Raw genomic sequence first — 5,057 nt, 5'->3', positions numbered from 1 at the left:
GCCGAAGGTGACCGGCATGGCGGCGCGCAGGCCCCCGAGCTTGGTGACGTCGCGGCTGCCGGCCTCATGATCCACCGTGCCGGCGACCATGAACAGCGCGCCCTTGAACAGCGAATGGGCGACGAGATAAAGCACCGCCGCCTCGACCGCATGGGCCGAACCGAAGCCGGTCAGCATGACCAAAAGACCGAGCGAGGCCATGGTCGTATAGGCAAGCATCAGCTTCAGGTCCGTCTGGCGGACGGCGAGAAACGTGCCGGCAATCAGCGTGATACCGCCGAAGAAGGGCAGCAGGATCACCCAGGCGGGCGTATTGCCCATGACCGGGTTCAGCCGCATCAGCAGGTAGACGCCGGCCTTCACCATGGTTGCCGAATGCAGATAGGCCGAGACCGGCGTCGGCGCTTCCATGGCGTTCGGCAGCCAGAAATGGAACGGAAACTGCGCCGACTTGGTGAAGGCGCCGGCGAGCACCAGCAGCAGGGTTGCGAGATAGAACGGGCTCTGGCGCAGCCCTTCGCCGAGATGCACGAGCAGCGAAAGCTGGGTGACGCCGGTGATGTTCCAGAGGAAGACCAGGCCGGCGAGCAGGCAGAGCCCGCCGCCGCCGGTGACCACCAGCGCCTGAAGTGCTGCACGCCGCGCCGCCTCCCGCTCGTGATCGAAGCCGATCAGCAGGAACGAGGTGATCGAGGTCAGTTCCCAATAGACGAACAGCATCAGAAAGCTGTCGGAGACGACGAGGCCGAGCATGGCGCCCATGAAGGCGAGGATGAAGGCCATGAAGCGCCCCTGCCCCTCATGCCCCTTCATGTAGCCGCCGGAATAAAGGACGATCAGGGTGCCGATGCCGGTGATCAAAAGCGCGAAGGTGAGCGACAGGCCATCGAGGAACCAGGAGAAGGAGAGGTTGAAGCTCGGCGCCCAGGCATACCCCCCGGTCACCACTTCGCCGGCGGCGATTTCAGGCAGGAAGGTGCAGAAATGCGCAAACGCGAGTGCCGGGGCCGCTGCCAGAACCCAGGCGGCCCTATCGCCCAGAAGGCGGGTGAGGAAGGGCGCCAGAACCGAAGCGAGGAAGGGAAGGAAGAGTGCGAGGAACGTCAACGCCGGCGCATTGGCAGCCATGTCATCTCCACGCTTCAGAAATCCCATACCCCCGACCGTTCGGAGGCAGGAGATTTTCTATGGGAAACATGTCCCCGCCTCAAGCAGAACCGGACGAAACACACAGAAACGCGCGTTTTTCGGAATTTGATGGCAAGGGCCGGCGATGCTTGGCGGCGGCGGCTTTGCGGCATGATCGTCATTGCTGGCGTCGCAAAACTGCTTATTCTGCGGCCACCGAGCTATGTTGGGTTCGCGCTCCCGGCTGGTGCTTGGCCTATGCTTAGGCAACGGTTCGGCATCATGCATCGTAAGAAGCGTCACTCAGCCGAGAATTTCACCGTCACGCCGCGCTGCCGAAAATAGGCCTGCATCAGCTTCCTGCCGGAACGATTGTTCTGCACGAGCTTGGCCGGGTCGAATACGGCCTCTTTCAATCCCGCCCGGGTCAACGCTGCCTTGAGAGCCGCGATATGCACGTCGATGTCGGCGTTGTTCGCCTGGAGCGATTCATAAATGCGGCCTGTTGCATCTGCTACGGTCGGTTCGCTCACTATTTCACTCCTGCTGTTGCCTGGCTGGCGCTTATCATCTTTTTTCGGCTTGACCTTATTGTGGTGAAAAATGCCTTCGTCAATGTGCGACGCTAGATTGAGAACATCGCGTCCGCTTTCGAAGATGTGACTCCAGAAGCAGACCAGCGGAAACCAGCATTACGGTCGAGATGCTAGGGCAACAATGCGCCAATAGGAGACATGGCGCCACCCGTCGATTATGGTCATGTTTCGACCCGTAGAAGACGGTAGCGGCTGATCTATAGTCTCCCGTAAGCAGTCATCCGCGGGACAAGCGGCACTTCCATTGGCGGACCGTATTGGAGAACTCAATTGCAGACGGACGACCCTCCGACCTACCGCTTTACCGCGAAAGTCCATATTCATCATAAAAGCTCGCCAGGGATCACGATGGCCTACGTCATCGACGCCCAAGGCCTTTCGGTGACGCAAGGACGGTCCGTCAGACTCGTCCCATGGACTTCGTTTCGTTTCCTGCACCTTCACGTTACGAGTGGGGTCGGCACCACTGGGTTTCCAGTCCACAGCGCGCGATTGCGGACGCTCTTCGCATCAAGGGAGCTATCCTCGCTGGATTGGCAGGGAGAGACAGGCCTCGATCGATCCGCCGACTACGTTCGGTTCATGGAAGAACTGATTCCGTTTGCAGTCGCCCGTAACCCGCGTCTCCGCCTTCGATACGGCGGTGACCCTATGATGGAGGCGGCGGCCCCGATGGTGCTGACCTTCTTGATCCTACCGTTCGTCTTTATCCCACTTTTGATCTTCAAACCGCTCGGTGCTCTTGCTGCTGGTTGGAAAAAGCCGCTTGGCAAACTCGTGTTTGGGGCAATCAGCACGAGTTTTGGTGTAGTGCTGAACATGCTTCCCTGGTCCAGCGGTAAGCCGTTCAAGGCCGACGATCTGCCCATCGCAGAACTCCCGCCGAGATATCGGCAAGGTGGCGTCTAAAGACGTACCGATATGCCTGCGACGAGCTTCGAGGGTGAGACGGACGGCAGCTTATCGGTTGACGATCCTTCAAACCAGACTGTCCGAAAACCACCCCATCTCAGGCATGGAGTGATTGGTCCCAAATGACCGGTTTGGGCCAGAAACAGCCACGCCGGAATCCGCTCTCCAATCGCGGACTTTTCCTTCGCCGCCTCGATGCCTATCTATGGGGAAACGAAAGGAACCTTGCGATGTCCGATGTGATCACCCCGAAAGTCCAGAAGACCGATGCGGAGTGGCGTGAGCTCTTGACGCCCGAGCAGTACCGCATCCTGCGGCAGGCCGGCACCGAACGCGCCTTTACCGGGCCCTTCTGGAACAGCCATGAAAAGGGCCTCTACAGCTGCGCCGCCTGCCACGAACCGCTGTTCGTCTCCGACACCAAGTTCGATTCCGGCTGCGGCTGGCCGAGCTATTTCGAGGCGGTGAATCCGGAGGCGATCACCGAAATCCGCGACACCTCGCACGGCATGGTGCGCACCGAAGTCCGCTGCAGCAATTGCGGCGGCCATCTCGGCCACGTCTTCCCCGACGGCCCGCCGCCGACCGGCCTGCGCTACTGCATCAACGGCCACGCGATGGATTTCGAGGCGATGAAGTGAAGCAAAACACCCGAAGCGCCGGCGATCCGCCGGCGCTTTTTTAATTCTCAGTAATCTTCGCTGATCTCGAGCCAATAGCCGTCCGGGTCCTGCAGGTAGATCGACCGCACCCCATCGGCACGGGTGTAGATCCTGCCCTCGTTTCTGGCCAGATCGCCGTATTTCGTGCCGGTTGCGGCGATGTGGGCGACCGTGGCGTCGAGGTCGGTCACGGCGATGCAGAGATGGGTCGACATGGTGACGTAGGTTTGGCCGAAATCGCCTTCGATCAGGTGGATCGACTGGTCGTCGCCGATACCGAACCAGCGGATGTTCGGCTTGCGGGCCTTGCACTCGATTTCCGGCAGGCGCAGGACCCGGTGATAAAATTCGGCGCTGCGGGTAAGATCACGAACCATGATGGACAGGTGGTTTATGCGAAGCGACGCGGCCATGATCTCCTCCAACAGCACTCGCGAGACCGCCTGACGTCAGGTCGGGTCCTTGTCGTAGACGATGATCCCGGGCGGCAGTTGCACCCAGGAATGCCGGCGGCAATCATAAACCGAATGCGGGGCCTCGGGAAGCCGGATCCCCTGTGCGCTAGACCGGCAGTTCCAAAATGAACGCGAAGCGGGCCTTTTCGCCCGGCTGGAGAACTATGCCGTAGGGACGTTTCGCCAGGTCGTCCGAACCGCCGAGTTCGGCCGCGGTGCCGTGCCAGGGTTCGACGCAGATGAAGGGGGCTCCGGGTTTCTGCCAGAGCGCCAGGTTCGGCAGGTTCTCGAAGGAAAATTTGAGCGCGGGACCGCCCTCGGCGGCATAGGTCAGCCCCTCGCCCGCCCCTTCCGGAAAGATCATCGCATCCGCCTCGAACATCGCATGGTCGAGCGTCAGGCTGCCTGCCGTAAACGGCGACGGCAGCTTTTCCGGCTTGACCAGCCCGCCTTCCAGCCGCGTCAAAGCCGGTTCTGCGCCGTTGTCGAGGGTGATGGTGTGGGGCTTGCCCGTACCGCCCGGGATCGGCCAGAGAAAGGCCGCGTGGAAACCGAGGCCGAAGGGCATCGGTTTCTGATCGCGGTTCTCGACTTCGGCCGCGACCGTCAGCGTCCGGCCATCCAGCGAATGCTCGACCGCCAGCAGGAATTCGAACGGATAGACGGCGCGTATCGCGTCGGATGCGGCGAGCTCGTAGCGACACATGGTTTCGCTCGACCAGGCAAGCGTAAACTCGCTGCGGCGGGCAAAACCGTGCTGACCCATCTCGTAAGGCTTGCCCTCGACGCTGATCCGGTTTTCCGGCGCCTTGCCGACCATCGGGAAGAGAACCGGGGAGCGGCCGTTCCAGAAGGCGGCATCGCCATTCCAGAGAAACGAGCGGCCATCGGCGGCTGTCAGCGCCTGCATCTCCGAGCCGAGCGAGGAGATGTCGACGGTCAGGTACGGGTTGGAGATGCGGGTGACGTCGGACATGGTGGCTCCTTCAGGTTCCGGTTCGGAATCATGTCCTCATCTTTGCGCACCAGACGTTTCCGTTCAATGACGCGCGGGGTGTTTTCGAGCGTCAAACGGCGCCAAGCCAGTTCGGCTCAGTCTTTCGCGACCTCGCCCGCATATTGATCGTCCGTCACCGCGCCCAGCCATTCCGCCGTGCTGCCGTTCAGCGCTTCCTGGATGGCGATATGGGTCATGGCGGTGGTCGGGGATGCGCCGTGCCAGTGTTTTTCGCCGGGCGGGAACCAGATTACGTCGCCGGGCCGGATAGCCCGGACCGGCTCGCCCCAGACCTGGGCGAGGCCAG

The 5,057-nt window shown here is 61.4% G+C and carries 6 protein-coding genes and 1 pseudogene; 2 read left to right on the top strand and 5 right to left on the bottom strand.

The annotated features are described in order from the left end of the window. On the bottom strand, window positions 1–1,128 hold a 1,128-nt coding region (locus MOV61_RS28215; protein WP_309493867.1), incomplete at its 3' end, for a proton-conducting transporter membrane subunit. A 299-nt stretch (window positions 1,129–1,427) separates the two neighbouring features. Beyond that, window positions 1,428–1,664, bottom strand: a complete 237-nt coding sequence (locus MOV61_RS28210; protein ID WP_080719128.1) for a hypothetical protein — start codon at window positions 1,662–1,664, stop codon at window positions 1,428–1,430. A 330-nt stretch (window positions 1,665–1,994) separates the two neighbouring features. On the opposite strand from MOV61_RS28210, the gene MOV61_RS28205 reads away from it, so the two are divergent. Further along, entirely contained in the window at window positions 1,995–2,633 is a 639-nt protein-coding gene (locus MOV61_RS28205) for a hypothetical protein (protein WP_038541123.1), read from the top strand. A 233-nt stretch (window positions 2,634–2,866) separates the two neighbouring features. Next, the gene (msrB, locus tag MOV61_RS28200; RefSeq protein WP_037084003.1) at window positions 2,867–3,277 is read left to right on the top strand and encodes a peptide-methionine (R)-S-oxide reductase MsrB; all 411 of its coding nucleotides are present in this window, start codon (window positions 2,867–2,869) and stop codon (window positions 3,275–3,277) included. 47 nt (window positions 3,278–3,324) lie between these two features. Here msrB and MOV61_RS28195 read toward each other — a convergent pair whose 3' ends face one another. From MOV61_RS28195 to MOV61_RS28185, 3 genes and pseudogenes are all read right to left on the bottom strand, one after another. After that, window positions 3,325–3,711 (bottom strand): VOC family protein, encoded by a 387-nt coding sequence (locus MOV61_RS28195; protein ID WP_247138963.1) that lies wholly within the window; start codon window positions 3,709–3,711, stop codon window positions 3,325–3,327. Between the two features lie 148 nt (window positions 3,712–3,859). Further along, entirely contained in the window at window positions 3,860–4,729 is an 870-nt protein-coding gene (locus tag MOV61_RS28190; protein WP_247138962.1) for an aldose 1-epimerase family protein, read from the bottom strand. Between the two features lie 116 nt (window positions 4,730–4,845). Then, window positions 4,846–5,057, bottom strand: a pseudogene (locus MOV61_RS28185) (cupin domain-containing protein); the annotation flags it as partial.

The sequence above is a fragment of the Neorhizobium sp. BETTINA12A genome (genome assembly GCF_023006485.1).
Taxonomy (GTDB): domain Bacteria; phylum Pseudomonadota; class Alphaproteobacteria; order Rhizobiales; family Rhizobiaceae; genus Neorhizobium.
Note: the sequence above shows the minus strand (reverse complement) of the source record. Positions and strands in the feature narration are given on the sequence as shown.

Excerpts from the sequence above, each read along its gene's own strand:
- MOV61_RS28190 (WP_247138962.1), bottom strand. The coding sequence starts at position 4,729 with ATGTCCGACGTCACCCGCATCTCCAACCCGTACCTGACCGTCGACATC.
- msrB (WP_037084003.1), top strand. The coding sequence starts at position 2,867 with ATGTCCGATGTGATCACCCCGAAAGTCCAGAAGACCGATGCGGAGTGG.
- MOV61_RS28195 (WP_247138963.1), bottom strand. The coding sequence starts at position 3,711 with ATGGCCGCGTCGCTTCGCATAAACCACCTGTCCATCATGGTTCGTGAT.